We start from the raw sequence: 23,622 nt of genomic DNA, 5'->3' as shown, positions 1-23,622 counted from the left end.
GCGTTGGACCGGCGGGCAGGACCAATGAGAAGGCTCTTCAGTGGTCCAATCACAAACGCACAAACGCACAAACGCGGAAACTCCCGGACACCGGACACCGGACACCCGGCCCCTGGCTCCGGTGCTCCGGCTCAGTTCCCTTCGAGCACCTTCGCGAGCACTTCCAGCGCCTCGGGGTACGCCCGCTCCCTGGGCGTGCCGTAGCCGACGACCAGCCCCTGCGGCCGTCCTCCCGCACCGTCCCGGCCGCAGTCGTGCCAGTGCTCGCCGAGGCCGCCGACCGCGAGCCCCTCCGCGGCCGCCCGCGCCAGCACCTCCTCCTCGTCGCCCACGTCCACCAGCGCGTGCAGCCCGGCTGCGATCCCGCGCACACCACGGCGCGCGCCCAGACGGTCGAGCAACAGGTCACGGCGGCGCCGGTAGCGCAGACGGCACGCGCGCACATGACGGTCGTAGGCGTGACCGACGATCAGCTCGGTGAGCGCCAACTGCCCGATGGACTCGGTGTGGTGGTCGCTGTGCAGCTTGGCGTCGGCCACGGCGTCGACCAGCTGCGGCGGCAGCACCATCCAGGCGAGCCGCAGCGCCGGACCGAGCGTCTTGGAGGCGGTCCCCAGATAGACGACCTGCCCCGGCGCCATGCCCTGCAGCGCGCCGACCGGCTGCCGGTCGTAGCGGAACTCCCCGTCGTAGTCGTCCTCGATGATGATCCCGTCACGCGCGCGTGCCCACTCCGTCAGTGCCCGCCGCCGGCCCGGGTGCAACGTCACGCCCGTCGGGTACTGGTGGGCCGGCGTGACGACGACCGCCCCCGCGTCGCCCAGTTCCCCGACGCGCACGCCGCGCTCGTCGACCGGCGCGGCCGTCACGGTTCCGCCGTTGTGCCGCACGACCTCGCGGTGGAAGGGCAGACCGGGGTCCTCCATGGCGATCGGGGCGTCGCGCAGCACGCGCGTGAGAAGAGCGAGACCCTGCACGTACCCGGAGGTGACGACGATCCGCTCCGGCGGCGCGACGACGCCCCGCGCCCGGCCCAGATAGCCCGACAACGCGGTGCGCAGCTCGATGCGGCCGCGCGGGTCGCCGTAGTCGTACGCCGGTGAGGGCGCCGTCGCGACAACGCGGCGCAGCGCCCGCAGCCAGGCCGCGGCCGGGAACGTCCCGACGTCGGGGCTGCCGGGCCGCAGGTCGTGGCGCGGCGCACGCGCGCGTGCGGCGGCCTCCGGCGGATCGGCGGCGACGGGGGGCAGCGGCGCGACCTGTGTGCCGGATCCCTGCCGCGCGGTGAGGTAGCCCTCGGCGACGAGCTGGTCGTAGGCCGCCTTGACCGTGTTGCGCGACATCCCGAGCTCGGCCGCGAGCCGTCGCGTGGCGGGCAGCAGCGTCGCGGGCGGGAGCCGCCCGTCCCGCACGGCGTCCCGCAGGGCGCGTTCGAGCCCGGCACGCCGCCCTTCGGCGGAGTCCGCTTCCACATGCAGGTCCACAACCACCCCCCGGGCGAGTGACCGCGGGGGCAGTCCCCAAGGCGTGCAGCTCCCACGGCCCGTAGCGCCCGTGACCCGCGGTCCCCCCGACCCGCAGCCCGCACGACGGCCGGCCGCCCCCTGCGGCGCCCGGCCGTCGGCTTCGACTTCGCCGCCAGTCCGCCAGTCCGCCAGTCCGCCAGTCCATCGGTCCGTCGGTCAGCCCGTGAGCGAAGCCATCCAGCTCTCGACCTCGTCCGACTGCCGGGGCAGCGCGGCGCTGAGGTTCCGGTTGCCGTCCGCGGTGACGAGGATGTCGTCCTCGATCCGGACGCCGATGCCCCGGTACTCCTCGGGCACGGTGAGGTCGTCGGCCTGGAAGTACAGCCCGGGCTCGACGGTCAGCACCATGCCCGGCTCCAGCGTGCCGTCGACGTACGACTCCACGCGCGCGGCGGCGCAGTCGTGGACGTCCATGCCGAGCATGTGCCCGGTGCCGTGCAGCGTCCAGCGGCGCTGGAGCCCGAGCTCCAGGACCCGCTCGACCGGACCCTCCACCAGGCCCCACTCGACGAGCCGCTCGGCCAGCACGCGCTGTGCCGCGTCGTGGAAGTCGCGGTACTTGGCGCCCGGCTGCACGGCGGCGATACCGGCCTCCTGGGCCTCGTACACGGCGTCGTAGATCTTCTTCTGGATCTCGGTGAAGCGGCCGTCGATCGGCAGCGTGCGCGTGACGTCTGCCGTGTAGTACGTGTGGGTCTCGACGCCCGCGTCCAGCAGGAGCAGATCGCCCGGGCGCACCGGCCCGTCGTTGCGCACCCAGTGCAGCGTGCAGGCGTGCGGGCCGGCGGCGGCGATGGTGCCGTAGCCGACGTCGTTGCCCTCCACACGCGCGCGGAGGAAGAACGTGCCCTCGATGTAGCGCTCGCTCGTCGCCTCGGCCCGGTCGAGGACCTTCACGACGTCCTCGAAGCCGCGGACGGTCGAGTCCACGGCCTTCTGCAGCTCACCGATCTCGAACTCGTCCTTGATCAGACGGGCCTCGGAGAGGAAGACGCGCAGCTCCGCGTCGCGCTCGGCGGTGACCTTGTCGGTCAGGGCCGCCTCGATGCCCGCGTCGTGGCCGCGCACGACGCGCACGGGCCCGGTGGCCTCGCGCAGCCGGTCGGCCAGCTCGCGCACGTCGGAGGCCGGGATGCCGTACAGCTGCTCCGCCTCGTCGAGCGAGTGCCGGCGGCCCACCCACAGCTCGCCCTGGCCGGACAGCCAGAACTCGCCGTTCTCGCGGTCGGAGCGGGGCAGGAGGTAGATCGTGGCCTGGTGGCCGTCGGCGACGGGCTCCAGCACGAGCACGCCGTCCTCCGTCTGGTTGCCGGTCAGGTACGCGTACTCGACGGAGGCGCGGAAGGCGTACTCCGTGTCGTTGGAGCGCGTCTTCAGGTTCCCCGCGGGGATCACCAGACGCTCGCCCGGGAAGCGCGCGGAGAGCGCGGCGCGGCGGGCGGCGGTCTCCGCGGCCTGGGCGATCGGCTCCAGGTCGCGCAGCTCCGTGTCGGCCCAACCCGACTTCATGCTCTCGGCCAGCTCGTCGGACACGCCCGGGTACAGGCCGTTCTTCCGCTGCTTGATGGGCTCTTCCGACTCTTCCGGGGTCTCCGGGGTGAGCTCGTCGGCCACGGTCATCCTCCTAGATACGGCACTGGACCCCCTCCATCGTACGGTCGTACGTAAGGGGGCCCAGGGACGACGGACCTGTTTCCCGGCCGGTCACCCGCAGTCGTCGCCGTCCTACTCGAAGCGCGCCGCCAGCAGCACCACGTCCTCGTCGCTGTCCTGTTCGGCGAGCCCGTCCGGCAGGACCGTGCGCAGCACGTGGTCGGCGATCGCGCCCGGGTCCTGACGCAGCTGCCTCGGCACCCCGGCCGCGGCCGCGTGCAGCCGGGCGAAGGCGCGGTCCACGGGTTCGCCGGTGCGGTGCAGCAGACCGTCGGTGTAGAGCAGGACCGTCTCGCCGGGCTCCGCCTCCAGCTCCACGCTGGGCGCCTCCCAGCAGGCCAGCATGCCCAGCGGCGCGGAGACGGAGGTCTCCATGAACTCCGTGCGCCGCTCGCCGACCAGCAGCGGCGGGCAGTGCCCCGCGCCGGCCAGAGTGATCTTGCGCAGGGCGGGCTCGCAGTAGGCGAACAGGGCGGTGGCGGACCGCGCGGGTTCGGTCAGCCGCAGCAGCAGCTCCAGGTCGGACAGGACGGCGACGGGGTCCTCGCCCTCCATCACGGCGTACGCCCGCAGAGAGGCGCGCAGCCGGCCCATCGCGGCGACGGCGCTCGGGCCGGACCCGGTGACGGAGCCGACGGCGAGACCCAGCGCGGCGTCCGGCAGCGGCAGCGCGTCGTACCAGTCGCCGCCCGCGCGCGGGCCGGTGCGGTGCCGGGCGGCGAGCTGGACGCCGGGCACCCGCGGCAGCCGGGACGGCAGCAGTTCCTCGGCCATCGTCCTCATGCACACGCGTGTGCGTTCGAGCTCGACCAGCCGGGCCAGGTGCTCGGCCGCGTACCGGACGTACAGGCCGGCCAGGTGGCGCTGGCGTTCGCCCGGTTCGGCGGGCTCGTCGTAGAGCCACACGGCCGCGCCGAGCCGGCCCGGCGCGCCGTCCGCGTGCAGCGGCAGCGCGTAGCTGGCGGCGTAGCCGAGGCGGGCGGCCACCTCCCGGTGGCGGGGGTCCAGGCCGTCCCCGGCGAGCAGGTCGGGCTCGGCGATCTCCCCCTCGCCGCCGGGCAGTCCGTCGAGGATCCGGCCGTAGGACAGGGCGCTGCGCGGCACCGTCTCGATGTGGCCGAGGTCGGCGCGGCCGAGGCCCAGGCCGACCGTGGTGTCGGGGCCGAGCCGGTCGGCGGGCTCGAGGACCACGAGACCGCGGCGGGCGCCCACGAGGGCGGCTCCGGCCTGCAGCAACTCCGTCAGGGCGTCCGCCAGCACGTCGGTGCGGGCCAGGCGTTCGGTGAGTTCGTGGAGAGTGGTGAGGTCCGAGACCCACCCGGCGAGCCGGTCCGTCAGGACGGCTCCGGGGCCGGTGGGGAGCGGGGGGCCCGAGGGGGGCGCGGGGACCGTCGCGGGGACCGGGGCGGCGGGCGCGGGCGGGACAGTGTGTGCGGGTGAGGGAACCGTTGAATCGATTCCAGCCACTTTCGGAGGGTGAGGGGCGTTCATGGCGTCCGGCTCTCGGACCGGAGCGTATTGCTCAGAGGCATCGCAAACCCCCATGTCATTCTGCGCCGCTAGCGGTGCCTCCACATGTACACGCACTCGTGAGGGGATGTCCAGCATTGTCCTGCTGGGATTACTGGTGTCCGCGGGGTCTTTGGGAGAATCACGCACGGTTCTTCCGGCTCCCTTGCGAAAATGCAAAATTGGCTTAAAACTGCCTCGGGTAACGGGTGATTGCGGTCGACTGGGTTTGCTCGACGGAGCGTCACAGCGGTCGCGATGGGTACGTACTCGGTAAGGGCCGGGGTCGTCGGGAGCTCGTAGGAGCCTTCCGGAACCTGGTGACCGGACCGGGCGTCATAGTCATCGACGACCGTGCCCCATCCTCCCGTGGCGGAGGCGGAGAGAAATACGCGCGACGCTAAACGCCAGACTTCGCCACCCCACGCCACGCCCAGGCACTAGATGGACGCAAGTCGGACGGAGTGGCCGCGGAGGCGGCCGCCACCTCGACCCTGAGGGGTCCCCCTTGTCCAGGACAGGGGTGTGATGCGCCACAAGGTACGCACAGTGAAGTGATCGACACATGGTGTGATGAGACCCACGGTGTTGCCAGCGGTGCAACGGAAAGGAACGAGCGCTCATGCGCGAGATCCTCGGAAAGCGACGCAGGCTGCTGTCCCGGCGCAACGACGGAGGCCCCGAGTTGCTCGAGGCGGCCCTGACGTTCGCGACGCAGTGGCAGTGGCCAGTCCTCCCGGGGGCGACGGCGGACCAGCGGAGCACGTCCCGCTGCACCTGCCCCGACCCGGAGTGCACGGTCCCCGGCGCCCATCCCTTCGACCCCGGCCTCCTCGCGGCCACCACCGACGCCCGCATGGTGCGCTGGTGGTGGGGCAACCGGCCGGCGTCGCCCATCATCCTGGCCACCGGGGGCACGGCTCCCTGCGCGGTCAGTCTCCCGGCCCTCGCCGCCTCGCGCGCGCTCGTGGCGCTCGACCTGCAGGGCATGCGCCTCGGCCCGGTGGTGGCCTCTCCCACGCGCTGGTTCTTCCTGGTGCGGCCGTACTCGATGGAGCAGCTCGGCGAGCTGCTCTACGCCAAGGACTTCGTCCCCGGCTCACTGCGCTTCCACGGTGAAGGCGGCTACATCGCCCTGCCGCCGTCGGAGACCGGCCGCGGCGACATCCGGTGGGAGCGCGCACCGCTCCCCGGCTCGGCCTCACCCTGGGTGCCCGACGTCGAGGCCGTGGTGGACGCCGTCGTCGACGCCCTCACTCGTACGGGTGTGAGCGCCCCCGAGTTGTAGGGGTGTCGGGCGTGCACCGGACCGGACGCCGGGGTTCGCCCTCTATCTTCCGCTACATGAACCTTCGTCTCCTCGCCCTCGGGGGCGCCGTGGCAGGCGCGATCGCACTGCCTCTGGCCATGGCGTCCGCGGGGCCGGTCGGCGACGAGGATCGCGCGGCCGACGCGACCGTCATCCGCGCGCTCGACATGAGCGACCCGCGCGCCGCCGAGGCGACCGGCCCGCGCGCCGCGGAACGTCATGGTCCGCGCGCCGCGGAACGCCACGATCCGCGCGCCGGAGAGCGTGCCGACCCCAAGGCGCCCTCCGTCGCGCCTTCCCGGTCGCCGCTGCTGCTCGGTCTGGGTCTGGCCACCGCCGCCCGGTGCGGCCCCGAGCTCACCTCCCCCGACGGCGTGGAGGCGCAGACCTGCGTGCTGTCGCAGGGTGAGGACACCTGGGCGCGCACCTACTACCGCAACGCCACCGGCCGCGCCCTGGACGCCTTCGTGAGCCTCATGGGACCCGCGGGCCGCACGGTGCAGACGAACTGCGCGGTGAGTGCCGAGGACGAGCCGCAGTCCTGCGAGACGCTCCATGAGCGGAGCCGGGGAAACCTGCCGGACTACACGGCGGTCGCGGAATTCGCCCGAGCATCCGACGACGGGCCGCTGCTGTTGCGCTCCGGCAGCAACTTCCGCTCGGACACGGGCAGTTGAAGAACGCTGGCTCCGAGTGAACGGATTCGCGTACGGAAAAACCCGGTTGCTGGCGACGGGGGATGCACCAGCAACCGGGCTACTCGAACGGTAACAAGAGATCGGCCCTAAGCAAATTCGATCTCCTGTTTTCATCGGCTTTCCGGACACCGGCGAGTCGTCGCTTCTGGCGTCGACTCGCCTTGTGCGGAAGGCAGTTGTCAGCGGACTCACCCCGGACGGCCGCGCCGACACACCGAACGGCCGTTCAGCGCAGCCCTGTTGTGGCCCTGGGCGTCAGCTGAGCGTCACCTGTCGGTTGGTGAGGCCGCCGCGCGCGCGACGCTCGTCCGCCGTGAGCGGTGCGTCCGAGGCCAGGGCGGCGGCGAGCCGCTCGGCGAACTCGGCGGCCGGCTTCTCCACGTCGTCCGCGGTGACCGCGCTCGGCAGGTCCCACACCGGCACCGTCAGGCCGTGCGCCCGGAAGGAGCCCACCAGGCGCGTGCCCTCCCCGAGACCGGCGCGCCCCGCGGCATGCAGCCGCGCGAGAGCGTCCAGAAGCTGCTCCTCCGGGTACGGCATGACCCAGCGCAGGTGGTTCTTCTCCGGCGTCTCGCACCAGTACGCGCAGTCCACACCGGCCAGCTTGACGGTCGGGATGGCCGCGGCGTTGGCCCGCTCCAGGGAGGCGGCCACCTCCGGCGCCGCGTTCTCCGGGTCCGGCACCCAGAACTCGAAGCCGCTGTGCACAACTGGCGCGAACGTGCCTTCGGGGTCGAGCAGGTCCTGCATCCGCGGACCGTCGGCCGGGGCGCGGCGCGCCTGGACCGGAGTTCCCGGATCCGCTTCCAGCGCGCGCTGCAGGGTGTCGGCCAGGTCGCGGCTGATGTCGCCGGACGGCGTGTCGTTCTGCAGGCCGAGCAGCACCGAGCCGTCGTCGCGGCGCAGCGCAGGCCAGGCCATCGGCAGCACCGTGGCGAGCGTGACCGACGGCACGCCCTCGGGCAGGCCGTCCCTGAGCGTCAGCTCCACCGTGGCGGCCGGCACCAGCTCGCGCAGCGCCACCCAGTCGCCCTCGCCCGGCAGCCCCTCGAAGGGGCGCTGCACCAGCTCGGTCGCGGCGTGCGCGGCGGCCCGGCCGTGGCAGGCCTTGTAGCGGCGGCCACTGCCGCAGGGGCAGGGCTCCCGCGCGCCGACGACCGGGATGTCCGCGTCGGTGAGCTGCGGCCGCTTGGCCTTCGTCTGGGGTCGCTTCTTGGCCACTGGGTGTCTCCCGGGTACGGCTCGTCTGGTACGGCGGGAGCCTAGCCGTTCGCACGCTCCGTCACGGGAACCTGTGGACAACGCACGGCTCGCGGACGGCGGACGACCCACCCCATGAGGCGACAGACGACCCACCCCAGGAGGCGGCGGACGGCGCACCGCAGCACCGTATGAGGCGCAACGGTGCACCACATGAGGCGACGGACGGCGTACCGCATGGCGCGGCAGGCGGCCCCACCGCATGAGACGACGGATCGTCCGCCGCATGAGGCAGCAGACGATCCACCGCATGAGACGACGCACCGCCCCGTGGGGAGGCACGGCGTCCGCCCCCCCGACCGACGCCCGGCGGGCGGCGGGCCCCGCGTGGTCCACGGGTCTAGTCCATGTCGTCGAACACGTCCGCGAAGTCCAGGCCGGGCATCGACGCGACCGTGGGCGCCCCGACCCGGGAGGCGAAGTCGTCGCGCCGGCAGCCCGCGTCGGGGTCGTACACGTCCGCGTGCACGACGACCCACACCGTGACCTCGCCGAGGGCGTCGTCGCGGACGCCCCAGTCGTCGGCCAGCGCCGAGATGATGTTGAGCCCACGGCCGCCGTGCGCGGTGACGGACGGGGTCGCCGGCGCCGGGCGGGTCGGACCGCCGCCGTCGGTCACCTCGACCACCAGCCGGCCGCCCGGATCGACGCGCCAGGCGGCCCGGACGTCGCCGTCCCCGGCCAGGGCGTCGCCCAGTGGTCTGCCGTGCTTGCAGGCGTTGCTCAAAAGTTCGGAAAGGATCAGTACGGCGTCGTCGATGACCGATTCCGACACCCCGCCCCTGCGCAATTGATCGCGCATGCGGTGTCTCGCGTTCCCCACGCCCGCAGGGCCATGGGGTACGGCCATGCTCGACGACGCGGGCACCTCCTGTGCCACCACCAACGCCACCCCCGAGACCTCCTTCGCCCCACGCCACGGTGTGGATGCCCCATTGGCCTGTACCGGAAACCGGCCAATGCAGGTCCGGGGACGCATTCGGAACGACCGAACACGGATCGAACGCGCCGGAGCACTCCCTGTGAGGGGCTCGTCAGTGAGTGGCTGAATCTGGACGGTATGGCTGAGAACGGAGAATGCTGTAGGTCGCGCTGTGGGTCAAGAGGTGTGGATGGGGCTTCTGGGACTTGTGTGACTTCCGGGGGCCAACGAGGGCTCCGCGCGGCTGCCCCCGGGGCCGGGTGAAGCCCGGACGGAGCCCGGGCGGGAGCCCGTCCGGAGCCTTGCCGGGCCCCTCCGGAGCCTGCCCGGGCCCCTCCGGATCTCCGGAGCCCGGCTCAGCGGCCCAGACGTCGTAGCGTCGCGCGCGGACGGTTGGTGATGATGGCGTCGACCCCCAGCCCGACGCACAGATCGACGTCCTGCGGTTCGTTCACGGTCCACACGTGCACCTGGTGGCCGGCCCGCTTCAGGCGCTCGATGTACGCCGGGTGATTGCGCACGATCCGGATCGAGGGCCCGGCGATCCCGACTCCCGCCGGCAGCCGTCCGTCGCGCAGCCGGGGCGAGACGAACTGCATCAGGTAGACCGCCGGGATCGTGGGCGCGGCGGCGTGCACGCGATGCAGCGAGCGCGCCGAGAAGCTCATGATCCGCACCGGGCACTCGGCCGCCGAGGCCGGCGCGTCCAGGCCGAACCGCTTGAGCAGCGTCAGCAGCCGCTCCTCCACCTGTCCGGCCCAGCGGGTCGGGTGCTTGGTCTCGATGGCCAGCTCGACCCGCCGTCCCGCGTCGGAGACGAGCTCCAGCAGCCGCTCCAGGGTCAGCACCGAGGTCTCCTCGCGGTCCTCGGGCCGGACCTCCCAGTCGGGGTCCTCCTCGCGCGCGTGCCAGGCCTCGTGCGCCTCCTTCGTCTTCCAGGAGCCGAAGTCCAGTGCCGCGAGGTCGGCGAGCTCCAGGGCGGAGACCGCGCCCCGTCCGTTGGACGTACGGTTGACGCGGCGGTCGTGCACGCAGACGAGATGACCGTCGGCGGTCAGCCGCACATCGCATTCGAGGGCGTCCGCACCGTCCTCGATCGCCTTCTTGTACGCGGTCAGGGTGTGCTCGGGGGCCTCTTCGGAGGCGCCCCGGTGGGCGACGACTTGAATGTGGTGCTGCCGTGCGTGAGTCACCGCGTCATCGTGCCACCGACGGCCCGTCGTCTGAGAACCCTCTGAGATGTTTCGAAGATGCGCGCTTATTGTGCGTATTGACCCTTATAAAGAAAGACCGTGGACCCACAGGCACCGCTTATGGTGCTCTGACGGCCCGTGGGAAAAGCTGAGACGTACAAAAGGACATGCGACAGCTTCAGCGCGCCGGGTAGTGGACGAAGCGTGCGACGAAGCGCGTCGATCGATGACGAGCGATGACGAGCGATGCCGAGCATGACCCAGTGCCACCCAGTGCGACCGCCGAAAACAGCCGTGGATCGAGGAGAAGAGCTGTGAGCACCGAGAACGAGGGCAAGAGCGAGGGCACTCAGGTACCCCCGGCCCCGTCCGCACCCCCCGTGCCGGTGGAGTCTCCCTCGGCCGCCTCGCAGGCGCCCGCACCGGACGCGGGCGCGCCCACCACCCCGCTCCCGGCGGCGCCCCACCAGGCGCCGGACGCCGTCCCGGCGGGAGGGGCCGGTGCGACCGGCGCACCCGAGGACGGCTGGCCTCCGCCCGGCACGCCCCGGACGGCGCCCGCCCCGTACGCTCCGGTCGACGGCGACTGGCCGCCGCCGACCGTGCCCCATGCCTCCGCGGCGCACGGGTCCGCAGCCCCTCAGGGATCCCCGGTGGCCCCTGGGAACGACTGGCAGAACCCGCCTCCCCCGGCGACCCCCCTGTACGCCGACGCCGGTGCGGGCACGCACGCGTACGGCGCCGACGGGGCCGGCGCCGGTGCCGGCGGGGGCAGCGGGACCGTGTGGGGAGCCTCCTACCAGCAGCCCGCGCCCAAGTCGGGCCGTGGCCGCGGCGGGCTCGTCGCCGCGGTCCTGGTCGCCGCGCTGGTCGCCGGCGGCCTGGGCGGCGGCCTCGGCTACACCCTGGCCAGGAACGACGACAACAGCGGCTCCACCACCGTCTCCGCCTCCACCGACGGCGGCGCCGTCAAGCGCGATCCCGGCACGGTCGCCGGCGTGGCCGCCAGGGCCCTGCCCAGCACGGTCACCATCGAGGCCCAGTCCAGCAGCGGTGAGGGCGGCACCGGCACCGGTTTCGTCTTCGACACCCAGGGTCACATCGTCACCAACAACCACGTGGTGGCGGAGGCGGTCGACGGCGGCAAGCTGACGGCGACCTTCCCGGACGGCAAGAAGTACAACGCCGAGGTCGTCGGACACGCGAAGGGCTACGACGTCGCCGTCATCAAGCTGAAGAACGCCCCCTCGGACCTGAAGCCGCTCGCCCTCGGCAACTCCGACAAGGTGGCGGTCGGCGACTCGACGATCGCGATCGGCGCCCCCTTCGGCCTGTCGAACACCGTCACCACGGGCATCATCAGCGCGAAGAACCGGCCGGTGGCCTCCAGCGACGGCTCCGGCAGCTCCTCCTCGTACATGAGCGCCCTGCAGACCGACGCCTCGATCAACCCGGGCAACTCCGGCGGTCCGCTGCTGGACGCCTCGGGCAACGTCATCGGCATCAACTCCGCGATCCAGTCCACCGGCGGCGGCGGGCTGGGCGGCACCACCCAGTCCGGCTCGATCGGCCTCGGCTTCGCCATCCCGATCAACCAGGCCAAGTACGTCGCCCAGCAGCTGATCAAGACCGGCGAGCCCGTCTACGCCAAGATCGGCGCGTCGGTCTCGCTGCAGGAGGGCTCGGGCGGCGCGAAGATCACCGACACGGCGGAGGGCGGCTCCTCGGCGGTCGAGTCCGGCGGCCCGGCGGACCAGGCGGGCCTCAAGCCCGGCGACGTCATCACCAAGCTCGACGACATGGTGATCGACAGCGGCCCGACCCTCATCGGCGAGATCTGGACCCACCAGCCCGGCGACAAGGTCACGATCACCTACGAGCGCAGCGGCAAGACCCACACGGTGGACCTCACCCTCGGCTCCCGCAAGGGCGACAACTGAACCCACGCGCGCGTACCGGCACGGGGTGGGCTGCCCGAGCGGCCTAAGGGAACGGTCCTGAAAAACGCGAGAGCGTGACCCCGTTTTCGTGGGCCCGGAGCCAGGTGGCACCGCAGGTCATAGACGTACTGGTCAGAAGGGGTGCCCCTCACTGAGGGGCACCCCTTCCGCGTGCGAGCTGTCTCACCTTGATCAGGCTCTGTCACGGTGTGACTCAGTGCGTGTGGACCAGACGTGGACCGGAGTCCGGCACAAGCGAACCACGAACCCGCTGGTCAGCACCCCTTGCGGGTCTGGAGCACGGACCGTTGCCCAGGACCGCGCGAAGGGGAGTTGGCGGCCTCTACGTCTGAACCTGACGCCGGAAGCGCCGAGACGCGGCAATGAGTGAGGCGGTCTGCCGGAAGTGTGGCTTCCGGCAGACCGCCTCTGCTCGTTGCGAGCTATCGGATCAGAGGAGCGCACCGTCGGTGATCTGAGTGGCTGTGCCGTTCTTGACCACGACCTCGGCCTCCACGCCCTTCTTTGCGGCCTTCTCCAGGTCGGCCTCCTCGCAGGGGGCGTCCACCTTCGAGCCGGCGGTGCCGCAGATCTGGCCCCCGCCCAGGATCACGGTGTCCTCGGCGAGGAAGAACGCCTGCTGCTCACCGCCGGAGCCCTTGGCCGCAGGACCATCGACCAGGTACTTGCCGGGCGCCACGTACCGCACGATGCCGTACCAGGTGCCGCTGACGCCCTTGCCCTTGTTGAGGCCCTCCACGACGGTCTCGCCGGAGTCGGATGCGTTCCCGGAACCGGACGTGTTGCCACCGCCGGACGTTTTCCCGGAACCGGAGGTGCTGCCGCCGGACGCCTTCCCGGAACCGGACGTGTTCCCGGAACCGGACGTGCTGCCGGACGCTTTCCCGGAATCGGAGGGGGACGCGGAGGCACCGCTGACGCCTGTGGCACCGGACTTGCTCGCCGCCGCAGACGCGTCGGCCTTGCCGGAGGAGCTGTCGGCGTCGTCGCTCTGGTTGCACGCCGTCATCAGCAGGGTGCCGCCCAGGAGCGCGGCGGAGACAAGGAAGGCCTTGCGGCGGTTGCGGATCATGTGTCAGTTCCCCTGCGTGATCTACTGGTTGGGGCTGAGGTGTGGGCGTCCCTCGGCACGTGCTTGATCATTATGAGGGGCCCAGGATCCGAGCCGTTGCCTCGGTCCTTGATCCAAGACGACTCCGTAACGGTCCCGTGACATGGCCAACTCAACTTCGCTGAACGGGCTTGATGCTCCCCGCCGAACGCCGGGGGCATCGAGGGTTACCGATCACCCGTTCGGGGTGCCGGTGGTCGAGCGCTGTTGGTTGCGGTGAATTGCCTTGGCGTAGAAACGGAACAGGACTGCGATGCTGTGGCCTGCCCGGCGTGCAACTTCAGCCGGGGAGACGCCGGACTCAGAAGGCACTGCTCTGACCGAGGGGCCGTTGACCCCGACCACTGACCATGAGCCGGTAGGAAGGCGGAGCCCCCGCCCAACGGTCCCCCATCCTAGAGATCAGGCGCCTATGTTCGAGAGGGACGAGCTTGGTTTCACCGGCAGCAGCTGGCTGCTTGCTGGCGCGGTACCAGATTGAGGTGCTGCTCATGGGGAGGGCCGGTACCCCAGTCGAGAGCCTGTGGACCCCGTGTGGACCGTGCTCCCCGCTTCGGGCCCGCGCCCGGTAGTCTGTATCCGCTCCGCCCCAGGTGGGCCGGGGCGCGGGTGGGTTGCCCGAGCGGCCTAAGGGAACGGTCTTGAAAACCGTCGTGGCGCGAGTCACCGTGGGTTCAAATCCCACACCCACCGCAGGTTGAAGGCCCTTGACCAGCACCAATGGTCGAGGGCCTTCGTCATGCACGTTGCCTGGTCACGACCGCGGTTCCCCCTGGGCACCCGGTCCATCGGGTACGGATGGGGGACGACGCCCAGTGGCCCTGGAACGGACGATCCGGTGTGGGGCGCCTTCACCGTCGAGGCCGACGGAACCTGCTGGCCACGAGCCTTGCTCGTTCTGACGAACCTCGAAGTCGACCGCTGACAGACGATCTACTCCACAGGCTCCCGCCCACTACCGGCGTGAGCATCCTGAGCACCGGTCACACCAGCCGTTTGACCTGCGACTTAAAGTTAGCGGAGAACCATCGAGGGGCTCCCAGGGCTCGTTCGGTCGTGTCGTCGGCCGGCGTTCCCGGGAGCCGCACCGTCGCATCCTGATCGAACTCAAGGACAAGTGTGTCTCGTTCATACCGCGCCGCCTCGGCGGCCCGCGTCATAGGCACGTTCGCCGCTTCGGCCGTGCTCGCCGTCGGCGCCGCCCACACGGCGCTCGCGTGCAGCATCGGCGACTTCTCGGCAGCCGCCGTCTGCGACGCGCACGGCAAGGGCGTCATCCGCGTCACCGACAAGGACGCCTCCGGCACGCCGGCCACCGTCTCCCTGTTCCTCCAGCTGAACCAGCCGATCAACAACCTGCGCCTCATCGAGACCAAGAAGATCGAGCACCCGACCGCGCGGGGCGTCACCGTCGATCTCACTCCCCTGGAGTGGTACGCCGGCGAAACGTTCCAGGTTCACATCAAGGCAGGCGACCAGGTCGACGACGACGTCGAGCCCCTGGTCGTCATCCAGGACGAGACCTGTGCGACCGGCGGCCCGTCGGCCTCGGCCTCGTCCTCGGCGTCCGCCGCGCCCTCCGGCCGGCCGTCGCCGTCGTCCTCCCCCTCGTCGACGCCTTCGGCCTCCGTGCCGTCGTCCTCGACGTCGTCCGGCGCGTCGGCGACTCCGGTGCAGGGCGGCAGCGCTCCGTCGCCCGCGGGCGGAGGCACCGCCCTTGCCGAGACCGGGGCGAACAGCAGTACGCCGCTGGTCGCGGGCGTCGCCGCCGCGCTCGTTCTCGCCGGCGGCGGCACCGTGCTCGCGCTGCGCCGCCGAAGGACGCCGCACTCCCACTGACACCGGACCCGCGCCTGGATCCCCACCGCTCCCGGAACCGGAACCGCACCCGCGCCAGCACCCTGGCCGACCCGGGCCGCGAAACCCCGGGCTCGCGCTGCGTCAGCTCGGCGGGCCCGGGGTGTCGCGGGTCAGGCGGTGCGTGGTCATGCGTGCCGCCGAGGCGATCGTGCCCCGAGCCTCCCTCGGCGTCAGTCCCGTTCGTACGGCGGCGGCGACCAGGTCCGCGGTCAGCTCCGGGCCGATGCCGTCCTCGTGCGCCCGGCAGGCCGCCCAGAACAGCCGGGTGTTGCGCTGCCCTTCGTGAGCGGCCAGGACGAACTGGACCAGGCCGCGGCCGTGCGCGCCGCCCGCCGTCGGGCCGCCGCCGGAGCGGGGCGGGCGCGGCGGCGGCAGCAGCAGGCGCAGCAGGGAGCGCGGGCAGGGCGCGGGAGCGAGGTGGGCGGTGCCGGGGGCGGTGGCGTAGGCGCCGTGGGCGGTGCGGGAGCCGGGGCCGACCAGGTATCCGCCGGCGCCCCGGATGTCGATGCCGGGGGCGAGGCGGCCGGCCGAGTTGGGCACGACGACCTCCGGCGGTCCGGTGAGCCAGAGGTGCCGCCCGCCGGACGGGGTGAGGACGATGATCGTCGGCGGGATGGTGAACCTGTGGCGCAGGGCGAGGGCGCGCAGCGCGGCCGCGGAGTCCGTGTCCGACTTGATGTCCAGGTCGACGCCGATGAGGTGGTGCGGGGGCAGGCCGCAGGCGATGCCGTAACCGGTGGCCCAGGGCGCGGCGGCGAACAGCTCGCGGATGCGTGCCGGGTCGGTCGAGGCGTCGTAGACGCCGTGGCCGAAGCGGCCGCACTCGCCGTGGCACGGCGGCCCGGCCGGTCCGGATGCGTCGCGGTGGGGGGAGCGCAGGGCCGGGAGTTTCGCCCGGGACAGGGGGATGACGGCCAGGCCGCGTTCGGCGGCCGACAGGGCGTGGGCGAGGGCCAGGGTGGCGGCCTGCCGGGGGTACCGGTCGGTGGTGGCCATGGAATCAGTGTCGTACGTGTGTTCGATAAAGGGAAGAGGGTCGGCGGCGACGCGCCGGAGGCGGGTGACCGTCGCCGGGAAAATGCCGTAACGCTTCGCCTCTTGCCGGGCGCGGGAAGCAGGGGGTCGATCTGCCATCGTTTGCGGCATCGAGGACGGCAAAAGTCGCGATGGTGGTTTATCGACTCACCCTCACGCTTGAGGGCGAATCAGGGCTTAAAGGATGGTTCGCCCGGTATTCGGTGGGCAACTCTGGTCTGGCGACGTCGTCACAGTGCCGGGACGGTCGGCCAACTGTCCTGGTGGAAGCCGTACTTCAGCAGGGTCAGCTACTACAGCTACTTCAGCTACTACAGCTGCGTCACCTGCGCCATCTGCATCATCTGCGTCGAGTGCGTCCGTATTCCGGGTGCTCACGCAGTCCGGGTACGTCCGTACTTCCGTTCTGGAGGAACACCATGGCAGGCATCCGTACCGCTCGCGTCATCGCCGCCGTCTCCGCCCTTCCGCTGGCCGCCGCGCTCTTCACCGGCGTCGCGACGGCGGACAGCGGTGGCTTCGCGGACGACGGATCGAACGCGGGTGCGGCGAGCGTCGTCGGCAGCGGGGTCGGCCACGACAACCGCGGCAACTCGTCCACCACACAGCAGAACGCCGTCGGCTCCGGGGCCTCGACCCAGAGCAATACCGCGCAGGTCAACGGGTCCGCGTTCACCGCGCTCAACCAGGGGAACAGCAACGTGGCGGTCGGCTTCACCCCGCTGTGGTGGTGACCCTGGGGGTGACCGACTGACCTGGGGGCGTGGGGGTGGGGGGCGTGGGGGTGGGGGTGTCCGGGGCCGAGGGCTTGGGGGTCTGAGGGCTTGGGGACTTGGGGACTTGGGGGCTCGGAGGGGCGGCGGCCTGAGTGGCCTGTGCGCGGGGGCGGGGGCGGGGGCGGCTGGGGAGGTTAGGGGGCTGGGGGGGGTGGGGGGAGTGCGTCTGTGCGGCGGTGCTTCGGCGTCGCCGCGCAGGCGTTTTCCGTGCGACGACGACCTTGACAGGCGGCGCAATCTGACGGACAGTCAGAAACCGTCTGGAAGGAGTGCGGCCGTGGACGACGACGACCATCTCCACCTGCGGCTCAAGGCCTACGAGGGTCGCCCCGCCGCGGTCTCGGGCGCGGGCCGCGACCCCGTCAACGCGCCCATGATCCGGCACTGGTGCGAGGCGATGGGCGACGCCAACCCGGCGTACACCGGCCCCGGAGCGATCGCCCCTCCCACCATGCTCCAGGCGTGGATCATGGGCGGTCTGAGCGGCCACGCCGCACGTGCGCAGGCTTACGACGAACTGCTGGCCCTCCTCGACGAGGCGGGCTGCACCGCGGTCGTCGCCACCGACTGCGAGCAGGAGTACGCGCGTCCGCTGCGCCCCGGGGACGAGGTCGCCTTCGACACGGTCATCGAGTCGGTCTCACGGCGCAAGACGACCAAGCTGGGCGTCGGATACTTCGTGACGACACGGACCGAGATCCGCGCGGGCGGGACGCTCGTCGGCACCCATCGCTTCCGCATCCTCAAGTACGCGCCCGCCGCACGGGAGCCGCACCCCGAGGCGGCGGAGGCGGCGACGACGGCCACAGCGGCAACGGGGAACACGCCGGCGAACGGGACGGCGACGCGGAACGGGACGGCGACGGCAGTGACGGAGGCGAGGCAGCCGGAACTTCGGCCGCGGCCCGTCGTCAACCGCGACAACGCCGGTTTCTGGGCGGGAGTCCGCGACCACCGCTTCCTCATCCAGCGCTGCGCCGTCTGCGACACCCTGCGCTTCCCGTGGCTGCCCGGCTGCAACGCCTGCGGTTCGGCGGAGTGGGACACCGTCGACGCGGGCGGCGAGGGCACGGTCTTCTCGTACGTCGTCATGCATCATCCGCCCTTCCCGGCGTTCTCCCCGCCCTACGCGGTGGGGCTGATCGAACTCGCCGAGGGCGTCCGGGTGATCAGCGACGTCGTCGACGTGCCCTACGACAAGGTGCGCATCGGGATGCCGGTGGCGCTGGAGTTCCGGGTCTACGACGACGAGCTGACCCTGCCCGTGTTCCGCGCGCGGGAGGGAGCCGCGTGAAGGCCGGCGACGAGCTGCCGCCGCTGGAGATCGCGGTCACCCGGACCCTGATCGTCGCCGGCGCCCTCGCCTCGCGCGACTACCAGGACGTCCATCACGACCCCGAGCTGGCCCGGCGCAAGGGATCCCCCGACATCTTCATGAACATCCTCACCACCAACGGCCTGGTCGGCCGCTACCTCACCGACTGTTTCGGCCCCGCGGCGGTGCTCCGCAAGGTCGCCATCCGCCTGGGCGCACCCAACTACCCGGGGGACGTCATGGTGTTGAGGGGCCGGGTCGAGGAGGTCGACGGCGACACGGCCGTGGTGCGGGTCACCGGGGACAACGGCGTGGGCCGGCATGTCACGGGGACGGTCACGCTCACCCTCCCGACGGGGATCGGCGAGTGAGCGGGCACGTGCGGGACTCCCTGGGCGGCCGGGCCGCGATCGTCGGCATCGGGGCCACGGAGTTCTCCAAGGACTCGGGGCGCAGCGAGCTGCGGCTGGCGGCGGAGGCGGTGCGAACCGCCCTGGCCGACGCGGGCCTCACGCCCGCCGACGTGGACGGCCTGGTGACCTTCACGATGGACACCAGCCCGGAGATCACCGTGGCCCAGGCCTGCGGCATGGGCGAGCTGTCCTTCTTCTCCCGGGTCCACTACGGCGGCGGCGCGGCCTGCGCGACGGTGCAGCAGGCGGCGCTCGCCGTGGCGACGGGCGTGGCCGAGGTCGTCGTCTGCTATCGCGCCTTCAACGAGCGCTCCGGGCGCCGTTTCGGGTCGGGTGTGCGGCACCGGGAGCCGTCGGCGGAGGGCGCGGCGCTCGGCTGGTCGCTGCCGTTCGGTCTGCTCACGCCGGCCTCCTGGGTGGCGATGGCGGCGCAGCGGTACCTGTACGCCCACGGGCTCGGCGCGGAGGAGGCCTTCGGGCCCGTCGCCGTCACCGCCCGTCGGCACGCGGCGACGAACCCGGCGGCGTACTTCCACGGCCGCCCGATCACCCTCGCCGACCACGCGGCATCGCGCTGGATCGCGGAACCGCTCAGGCTGCTGGACTGCTGTCAGGAGACGGACGGCGGTCAGGCGCTGGTCGTCACCTCGCTGGAGCGGGCCCGCGACCTGCCGCGGCCGCCCGCCGTGGTCGCGGCGGCGGCGCAGGGCGCGGGCCGGGCCCAGGAGCAGATGACCAGCTACTACCGGGACGACCTGACGGGACTGCCGGAGACGTCCGTGGTCGCCCGCCGGCTGTGGCGCAGCTCCGGGCTGGCGCCGGCCGACATCGACGTGGGCATCCTGTACGACCACTTCACACCGTTCGTGCTGATGCAGCTGGAGGAGTTCGGCTTCTGCGCCCCCGGCGAGGCGGCGGCCTTCGTGGCTGAGGACCGGCTGCCGCTCAACACCCACGGCGGTCAGCTCGGGGAGGCGTACCTCCACGGGATGAACGGCATCGCGGAGGCCGTACGACAGCTGCGCGGCACCTCGGTGAACCAGCGGCCGGGAGCCTCTCGGGTCCTGGTGACGGCGGGGACCGGAGTGCCGACGTCGGGCCTCGTCCTCGCCTCGGACGGATGAGGGTCGCCCGTCGGCATCCGGGGTCGTCCCGCAATACCAGGCGGCATCTCGCAATACCAGGCGGCATCCCGCGGTTCAGGGGTCATCCCGTAGTACCAGGGGTCATCCCGCAGTAGTCGGAGACTTCTCGTCCACCTTCAGGAGGTGGGGCTCGCACCACCCCTACAACCTGAGACGGACTCGGCTTCGGGACCTGCGGGCGATCCGCGCGGCCGGGGGGCGAACCTAGCGTGGAGCCATGACCACACCCGTGTGCACCAGCGCTTCGAACGGCATGACGCGGCCTTCACCGTACCCGTCCTTCGCGTCGTACGTCAGGGCCCGGCAGCCGGTGCTGCTGCGCACCGCCAGGTCGCTGACCGCGAACCCGTGCGACGCGGAGGACCTGCTGCAGTCCGCGCTCACGAAGACGTACGTCGCGTGGGAGCGGATCGAGGACCACCGGGCGCTGGACGGCTACGTCCGCCGGGCGCTGCTGAACACGCGCACGTCGCAGTGGCGCAAGCGCAAGGTCGACGAGTTCATGTGCGAGGAGCTGCCGGAGCCGGATCCGGTCGGCGGCGGGGACGACCCGGCCGAGCGCCAGGCGCTGCACGACGCCATGTGGCGGGCGATCATGAAGCTGCCCGCGCGGCAGCGGGCGATGGTCGTCCTCAGGTACTACGAGGATCTCAGCGAGGTCCAGACGGCCGAAGTGCTCGACGTCTCCGTGGGCACGGTGAAGTCGGCGGTGTCGCGGGCCCTGGGCAAGCTCCGTGAGGACCCTGAACTGGTACTTGTTCGGTAGTGCGCCGACCTGGTGTGCTGACCTGGGCTTTGTCGTGACGTGCCGTGACGTGATCGATCATCGCCGGCTAGTGACATACCGAGTGGTATGTGCGCAGAATCAGCGCAACAGTTACCACCGCGTAGGCGATGTCGCCGCCCTGGGAGGACGCCGTGCTGAGCACCATGCAGGACGTACCGCTGCTCATCTCTAGGATCCTGACCCACGGGGCGAAGATCCACGGGACGTCGCAGGTGAGCACCTGGACGGGCGAGGGCGAGCCGCACCGCCGCTCCTTCGCCGAGGTCGGCGACCGCGCGGCCCAGCTGGCGCACGCCCTGCACGACGACCTCGGAGTGACCGGCGACGACCGCGTGGCCACGCTCATGTGGAACAACGCCGAGCATGTCGAGGCCTACTTCGCGATCCCCTCCATGGGCGCGGTGCTGCACACCCTCAACCTGCGCCTGCCCGCGGAGCAGCTCGCCTGGATCGTCAACCATGCCGCCGACAAGGTCGTCCTGGTCAACGGATCCCTGCTTCCCCTGCTCGCGCCGCTGCTCCCGCAGCTGCGGACGGTCGAGCACGTCGTGGTGTCCGGCCCCGGCGACCGCTCCCTCCTCGACGGCGCCCACGCGCGTGTGCACGAATACGAGGAGCTCCTCGCGGGGAGGCCCGCGACGTACGACTGGCCCGAGCTCGACGAACGTTCGGCGGCCGCCATGTGCTACACCTCGGGCACCACGGGCGACCCCAAGGGCGTGGTCTACAGCCACCGGTCGATCTACCTGCACTCGATGCAGGTGAACATGACCCAGTCCATGGGCCTCACCGACCAGGACACCTCCCTCGTCGTCGTCCCGCAGTTCCACGTCAACGCCTGGGGCCTGCCGCACGCCACCTTCATGACCGGCGTCAACATGCTGATGCCGGACCGGTTCCTGCAGCCCGCGCCGCTCGCCGAGATGATCGAGAGCGAACGGCCGACCCACGCGGCGGCCGTCCCCACCATCTGGCAGGGCCTGCTCACGGAGCTCACCGCCAAGCCGCGGGACGTCTCCACCCTCACCCAGGTCACCATCGGCGGCGCGGCCTGTCCGCCCTCCCTGATGGCCGCCTTCGACGCGCTCGGCATGCACGTCTGCCACGCCTGGGGCATGACGGAGACCTCCCCGCTCGGCACCGTCGCCCGCCCGCCGGCCCACGCGGTCGGCACCGACGAGGAGTTCGCCTACCGCATCACCCAGGGCCGCTTCCCGGCCGCCGTCGAGGCCCGGCTCACCGGCCGCGGCGGCGAACGCCTGCCCTGGGACGGGGAGTCCGCCGGCGAGCTGGAGGTGCGCGGCATGTGGATCGCGGGCGCCTACTACAACGGCCCCGACGCCGAACCCCTGCGCCCCGCCGACAAGTTCAGCGAGGACGGCTGGCTGAAGACCGGCGACGTCGGAACGATCTCCCCCGACGGGTTCCTCACGCTCACCGACCGCGCCAAGGACGTCATCAAGTCCGGCGGCGAGTGGATCTCGTCGGTCGAGCTGGAGAACGCGCTGATGGCCCACCCCGACGTCATGGAGGCCGCGGTCGTCGCCGTCCCGGACGACAAGTGGGGCGAGCGCCCGCTGGCCACGGTCGTCCTCAAGGAGGGTTCCACGGCCGACTTCGCGTCGCTGCGCGCCTTCCTCGCCGCCGAGGGCGGGATCGCCAGGTGGCAGCTTCCCGAGCGATGGACGATCGTCGAGGCCGTCCCGAAGACGAGCGTGGGCAAGTTCGACAAGAAGGTGCTGCGCAGGCGGTACGCCGACGGCGACCTGGACGTCACCCGCCTCTGAGCACCGCGACCGGTGCGCGGGACACATCGGTGGTGGTTCCCGGCCGGGGGCCTGTCGGACCGGCGGGGGGCCGGCGGACGGTGAGTCACGCCTGCCCCTGCCGGGCGGGTCGCCGGCGTCCGGCCGTCGTGCTCCAGCCCAGCACCAGCCACGCGGCCGCCACCGCGACGACCCCGCCCCAGCCGAAGCGGGCGAAGGCCAGGCCGGCCAGGGCCGAGGCGGTGGCGCCGCCCGCGAAGCCCGCGACCACATAGGCGCTGTTGGCGGTCGCCGGCGCGGAGGTGGTCGTCAGGGCGAGGGTCTGGTTGGCGACGTGGGACGCGACGAGCGCCGCGTGGATCACGATCGCGGCCACGAAGAGCGCCGCCATGACCTGCCCGCCCAGCCAGAACAGCGGGACCGAGACGGCCGCGAGCAGGTACGCGCCACCGACCGTCTTCGCCGCGCCGAAGCGGTCGACCAGCCCGCCGGCCAGGGGCGCGACGATGCTGGCGGACAGCCCGAAGAGGCCGAAGAGACCGGCGGTCGCGGTCGACAGGCCGTACGAACCGCCCGTCAGCAGCAGCGCGAGCGAGGTCCACAGGGCGCTCCAGGCTCCGTACATGCCGGCCTGCCGCAAGCAGGCCCGCCACAGGTCGGGCGAGCGCCGCACCAGGCCCGGCATCGCGGTCAGACCGGCGAAGAGGTGACCCTCACGGCTGCGCCGCTCCTCGGCGGGGAGCGCGGCCGCGGTCAGCAGCCCCAGCACCGTGGTGAGGACGGCCGCGCCGACGAACACCGTCCGCCAGCCGAAGGCCTGCCCGGCGAGGCCGCCGAGGACGCGGGCCGCGACGATGCCGGTGAACAGTCCGGCGATGACGGCGGCCACGTGCCGGGCGCGCCGGTCGGCCGGGGCCCGCGCGGCGACCAGCGGGACGAGGAGCTGCGGGACGACCGTGGCGGCGGAGGCGACGAGCACGGCCGCGGCGAGGGTCGCGGCTCCGGTGGCCGCCGCGCCGGCGATCAGCGCCACGGCCGTGACCAGGGAGAGGACGGCGACCAGCCGGCGTCGGTTCACGCGGTCGCCGAGCGGGGCGAAGAACAGCAGACCGGCCGCGTAGCCGAACTGGGCGACCGAGGCGATCCAGGCCACCGCCGAGGACGTCGAACCGAAGTCGTGGGCGATGAGCGGAAGCAGCGGGGCCGCGACGTAGATGTTGGCGGCCGTGACGGCGGTGCACAGGGCGATGAGGACCAGGAGGAGGTTCCGGCTCCGGCCGGTGGCCGGGTCGGGGGTCGGCCGGTGCGTGGCGGCGGCGGCCGGGGTGCGGGTCACTGCGGACGACATGGGGGAGGCGCTCCTTCGAGGCGACTCAGGTAACC

19 protein-coding genes and 1 tRNA gene are annotated in these 23,622 nt (G+C 72.1%); 11 read left to right on the top strand and 9 right to left on the bottom strand.

The window, feature by feature from the left end:
- Positions 1-131: 131 nt before the first annotated feature.
- The 3 genes from pdxR to Sri02f_RS32035 all read right to left on the bottom strand — a co-directional run bounded on the left by pdxR (position 132) and on the right by Sri02f_RS32035 (position 4,787).
- Positions 132-1,484 (bottom strand): MocR-like pyridoxine biosynthesis transcription factor PdxR, encoded by a 1,353-nt coding sequence (gene pdxR, locus Sri02f_RS32045; RefSeq protein ID WP_174855747.1) that lies wholly within the window; start codon positions 1,482-1,484, stop codon positions 132-134.
- Positions 1,485-1,682: 198 nt separating this feature from the next.
- On the bottom strand, positions 1,683-3,140 hold the full coding sequence (locus Sri02f_RS32040) for an aminopeptidase P family protein (RefSeq protein ID WP_109004827.1): 1,458 nt from the start codon (positions 3,138-3,140) through the stop codon (positions 1,683-1,685).
- A 111-nt stretch (positions 3,141-3,251) separates the two neighbouring features.
- The gene (locus tag Sri02f_RS32035; RefSeq protein ID WP_174855750.1) at positions 3,252-4,787 is read right to left on the bottom strand and encodes a PP2C family protein-serine/threonine phosphatase; all 1,536 of its coding nucleotides are present in this window, start codon (positions 4,785-4,787) and stop codon (positions 3,252-3,254) included.
- Positions 4,788-5,310: 523 nt separating this feature from the next.
- On the opposite strand from Sri02f_RS32035, the gene Sri02f_RS32030 reads away from it, so the two are divergent.
- Both Sri02f_RS32030 and Sri02f_RS32025 read left to right on the top strand, forming a co-directional pair.
- The gene (locus Sri02f_RS32030) at positions 5,311-5,976 is read left to right on the top strand and encodes a bifunctional DNA primase/polymerase (protein ID WP_109004814.1); all 666 of its coding nucleotides are present in this window, start codon (positions 5,311-5,313) and stop codon (positions 5,974-5,976) included.
- 56 nt (positions 5,977-6,032) lie between these two features.
- Entirely contained in the window at positions 6,033-6,674 is a 642-nt protein-coding gene (locus Sri02f_RS32025; RefSeq protein ID WP_109004813.1) for a hypothetical protein, read from the top strand.
- A gap of 276 nt (positions 6,675-6,950) precedes the next feature.
- On the opposite strand, the gene Sri02f_RS32020 is transcribed toward Sri02f_RS32025, so the two are convergent.
- The 3 genes from Sri02f_RS32020 to Sri02f_RS32010 form a co-directional block, all read right to left on the bottom strand.
- Complete coding sequence (locus Sri02f_RS32020) at positions 6,951-7,916, bottom strand: DUF5926 family protein (protein ID WP_109004812.1); 966 nt, start codon at positions 7,914-7,916, stop codon at positions 6,951-6,953.
- 379 nt (positions 7,917-8,295) lie between these two features.
- Positions 8,296-8,934, bottom strand: a complete 639-nt coding sequence (locus Sri02f_RS32015) for an ATP-binding protein (RefSeq protein ID WP_109004811.1) — start codon at positions 8,932-8,934, stop codon at positions 8,296-8,298.
- Positions 8,935-9,233: 299 nt separating this feature from the next.
- Complete coding sequence (locus Sri02f_RS32010; protein WP_109004810.1) at positions 9,234-10,070, bottom strand: glycerophosphodiester phosphodiesterase; 837 nt, start codon at positions 10,068-10,070, stop codon at positions 9,234-9,236.
- A gap of 314 nt (positions 10,071-10,384) precedes the next feature.
- Between Sri02f_RS32010 and Sri02f_RS32005 the strand changes: the two genes are divergently transcribed.
- Entirely contained in the window at positions 10,385-12,010 is a 1,626-nt protein-coding gene (locus Sri02f_RS32005; RefSeq protein WP_109004809.1) for a S1C family serine protease, read from the top strand.
- A gap of 451 nt (positions 12,011-12,461) precedes the next feature.
- Here the strand turns inward: Sri02f_RS32005 and Sri02f_RS32000 are convergent, their stop codons facing one another.
- Positions 12,462-13,103 carry a hypothetical protein gene (locus Sri02f_RS32000; RefSeq protein WP_109004808.1) on the bottom strand — a complete coding sequence of 214 codons (642 nt, stop codon included), beginning with the start codon at positions 13,101-13,103 and terminating at the stop codon, positions 12,462-12,464.
- A gap of 647 nt (positions 13,104-13,750) precedes the next feature.
- Between Sri02f_RS32000 and Sri02f_RS31995 the strand changes: the two genes are divergently transcribed.
- Positions 13,751-13,835, top strand: a tRNA-Ser gene (locus Sri02f_RS31995).
- Positions 13,836-14,261: 426 nt separating this feature from the next.
- On the top strand, positions 14,262-14,981 hold the full coding sequence (locus Sri02f_RS31990; RefSeq protein ID WP_109004807.1) for an LAETG motif-containing sortase-dependent surface protein: 720 nt from the start codon (positions 14,262-14,264) through the stop codon (positions 14,979-14,981).
- A gap of 102 nt (positions 14,982-15,083) precedes the next feature.
- Here the strand turns inward: Sri02f_RS31990 and Sri02f_RS31985 are convergent, their stop codons facing one another.
- Positions 15,084-15,998, bottom strand: a complete 915-nt coding sequence (locus tag Sri02f_RS31985) for a bifunctional DNA primase/polymerase (protein WP_109004806.1) — start codon at positions 15,996-15,998, stop codon at positions 15,084-15,086.
- Between the two features lie 458 nt (positions 15,999-16,456).
- Between Sri02f_RS31985 and Sri02f_RS31980 the strand changes: the two genes are divergently transcribed.
- From Sri02f_RS31980 to Sri02f_RS31955, 6 genes are all read left to right on the top strand, one after another.
- Complete coding sequence (locus tag Sri02f_RS31980) at positions 16,457-16,771, top strand: hypothetical protein (RefSeq protein WP_109004805.1); 315 nt, start codon at positions 16,457-16,459, stop codon at positions 16,769-16,771.
- Between the two features lie 319 nt (positions 16,772-17,090).
- Positions 17,091-18,107 (top strand): bifunctional MaoC family dehydratase N-terminal/OB-fold nucleic acid binding domain-containing protein, encoded by a 1,017-nt coding sequence (locus Sri02f_RS31975; RefSeq protein ID WP_245970899.1) that lies wholly within the window; start codon positions 17,091-17,093, stop codon positions 18,105-18,107.
- A complete protein-coding gene (locus Sri02f_RS31970; RefSeq protein ID WP_109004804.1) occupies positions 18,104-18,499 on the top strand; it encodes a MaoC family dehydratase in 396 nt (131 codons plus the stop codon). Before Sri02f_RS31975 ends, Sri02f_RS31970 begins: the two co-directional genes overlap by 4 nt.
- Positions 18,496-19,665, top strand: a complete 1,170-nt coding sequence (locus Sri02f_RS31965; RefSeq protein ID WP_109004803.1) for a lipid-transfer protein — start codon at positions 18,496-18,498, stop codon at positions 19,663-19,665. Before Sri02f_RS31970 ends, Sri02f_RS31965 begins: the two co-directional genes overlap by 4 nt.
- Positions 19,666-19,903: 238 nt before the next feature.
- Positions 19,904-20,452 carry a SigE family RNA polymerase sigma factor gene (locus Sri02f_RS31960; protein ID WP_109004802.1) on the top strand — a complete coding sequence of 183 codons (549 nt, stop codon included), beginning with the start codon at positions 19,904-19,906 and terminating at the stop codon, positions 20,450-20,452.
- Between the two features lie 128 nt (positions 20,453-20,580).
- Positions 20,581-22,260: a long-chain fatty acid--CoA ligase gene (locus tag Sri02f_RS31955; RefSeq protein ID WP_109004801.1), complete on the top strand. Its 1,680-nt coding sequence runs from the start codon at positions 20,581-20,583 to the stop codon at positions 22,258-22,260.
- An 85-nt stretch (positions 22,261-22,345) separates the two neighbouring features.
- Here Sri02f_RS31955 and Sri02f_RS31950 read toward each other — a convergent pair whose 3' ends face one another.
- On the bottom strand, positions 22,346-23,587 hold the full coding sequence (locus Sri02f_RS31950) for an MFS transporter (RefSeq protein ID WP_245970898.1): 1,242 nt from the start codon (positions 23,585-23,587) through the stop codon (positions 22,346-22,348).
- Positions 23,588-23,622 lie beyond the last annotated feature (35 nt).

The sequence above is a fragment of the Streptomyces rishiriensis genome (genome assembly GCF_003112535.1).
Taxonomy (GTDB): domain Bacteria; phylum Actinomycetota; class Actinomycetes; order Streptomycetales; family Streptomycetaceae; genus Streptomyces; species Streptomyces rishiriensis.
This window is presented reverse-complemented; position numbering and strand designations above follow the sequence as displayed.

Coding starts and splice junctions, on each gene's coding strand:
- Sri02f_RS32035 (WP_174855750.1), bottom strand. CDS start 4,787: ATGCTGGACATCCCCTCACGAGTGCGTGTACATGTGGAGGCACCGCTA.
- Sri02f_RS32030 (WP_109004814.1), top strand. CDS start 5,311: ATGCGCGAGATCCTCGGAAAGCGACGCAGGCTGCTGTCCCGGCGCAAC.
- Sri02f_RS32025 (WP_109004813.1), top strand. CDS start 6,033: ATGAACCTTCGTCTCCTCGCCCTCGGGGGCGCCGTGGCAGGCGCGATC.
- Sri02f_RS32015 (WP_109004811.1), bottom strand. CDS start 8,934: ATGCGTCCCCGGACCTGCATTGGCCGGTTTCCGGTACAGGCCAATGGG.
- Sri02f_RS32000 (WP_109004808.1), bottom strand. CDS start 13,103: ATGATCCGCAACCGCCGCAAGGCCTTCCTTGTCTCCGCCGCGCTCCTG.
- Sri02f_RS31985 (WP_109004806.1), bottom strand. CDS start 15,998: ATGGCCACCACCGACCGGTACCCCCGGCAGGCCGCCACCCTGGCCCTC.
- Sri02f_RS31980 (WP_109004805.1), top strand. CDS start 16,457: ATGGCAGGCATCCGTACCGCTCGCGTCATCGCCGCCGTCTCCGCCCTT.
- Sri02f_RS31960 (WP_109004802.1), top strand. CDS start 19,904: ATGACCACACCCGTGTGCACCAGCGCTTCGAACGGCATGACGCGGCCT.
- Sri02f_RS31955 (WP_109004801.1), top strand. CDS start 20,581: ATGTCGCCGCCCTGGGAGGACGCCGTGCTGAGCACCATGCAGGACGTA.
- Sri02f_RS31950 (WP_245970898.1), bottom strand. CDS start 23,587: ATGTCGTCCGCAGTGACCCGCACCCCGGCCGCCGCCGCCACGCACCGG.